The organism is Bradyrhizobium altum (assembly GCF_020889705.1).
Classification (GTDB): domain Bacteria; phylum Pseudomonadota; class Alphaproteobacteria; order Rhizobiales; family Xanthobacteraceae; genus Bradyrhizobium; species Bradyrhizobium altum.
In genome coordinates this window covers 1-1,268 of sequence record NZ_JACMYP010000548.1, presented here as the reverse complement: position 1 = coordinate 1,268, position 1,268 = coordinate 1, and the positions used below count along the sequence as shown (strand labels likewise).

Below are 1,268 nucleotides of genomic sequence, written 5' to 3'. Positions count from 1 at the left end.
CCGATTCAGTTGAAAAAGGCCGGCAGTATTCCGTTGTAATGGTTGGGCGGGGATGAGATCGAGGTGGTCCCTATGCGGGCCTTGCTATAGGCATCGCGATCAGCTTGGCCATCTTCCGAAGGTTCTGTGCGGTGGCTGCGAGGGTGAACTCGTCGCGTGCGCCGTTTGGGCCTCGTAATCGTAAACGGTCGAGCTTGAGAATGCGCTTGAGGTGCGCGAACAGCATCTCGATCTTCTTCCGCAACCGGCGTGAGTACGGCCCTCCCATGATCGTGCTATCTCGCGCGCCATGTCGCGAGCGCCCTCGTAGATCGAGCGAGACACTTTGCGGATCAAGTCCTTGGGGCAGCAGCGAGCCTTCAAGGCGCAGCCGGTGCAATCGTGCTTGCTCGCCCGGTAGAGCATCGTTGCGCCATCGTTCACCAGTGTTCCGGTTGTGGTCAGCATCTTGCCGCCGGGGCAGGTATAGACGTCGCTGGTGTGGTCATAGGTGAAGTCCTCGCGCGAAAAGGTCCCGTCCGCGCGGGCCGACTTGTCGAACACCGTCACGTGCGGCTCGATCCCGTGCTCGTAAACCAGCCAGCCGAGCATCTCGGCCAAGCCATAGCCGCTGTCGCCGAGGAGCCGGGTGGGGTAAAGGTCGAACCGTTCGAGCGAGCGCTCAATCATGCGCTTGGCAGCCAACACCTCCGCCTGCCGGATTGCCGTGGTTGCCTCGACATCGACGATGATCGCGTTCTCGACGTCGACCAGGTAGTTTGTCGAATAGGCGAAGAAGGCTTGGCCGCCGTGCGCGCCCGTCCAGCGTGCCGCCAGATCGGCGGGCGACACGAACTTCGGGGTGACCTCGGTCGCTGCTCCGAAAGCGGCATCGTCGAGGACGGCCAGGTACTCGCTCGCTCGGCCTGTCGCCTCCGGTGGGAGTCCCTTATCGCCTTCAATCCCTTTTTGCCGATTGGCGTCGGCCTTGATCAGGCTCGCATCCACGGCAAATCCTTCACCGCCGACCAACCGCTCCTCGATACAACGGTGCAAGACGTTCTCGAACACGCGACGGAAGAGATCGCTTTCTCGGAAGCGACCATGTCTGTTCTTGGAGAACGTTGAGTGATCCGGCACCGCAACGTCCAGGCCGAGCCGGCAGAACCACCGGTAGGCCAAATTGAGGTGAACCTCATCGCACAGACGCCGCTCCGATCGGATGCCGAAGCAATAGCCGATCAGAAGCATCCGTATCATCAGCTCGGGATCGATCGAAGGCCGGCCGA

At 61.5% G+C, this 1,268-nt stretch carries 1 pseudogene; it reads right to left on the bottom strand.

Annotated features, from left to right (window positions below):
* Positions 1-70: 70 nt before the first annotated feature.
* Positions 71-1,268: pseudogene (locus H8B02_RS47285) on the bottom strand (transposase); the annotation flags it as partial.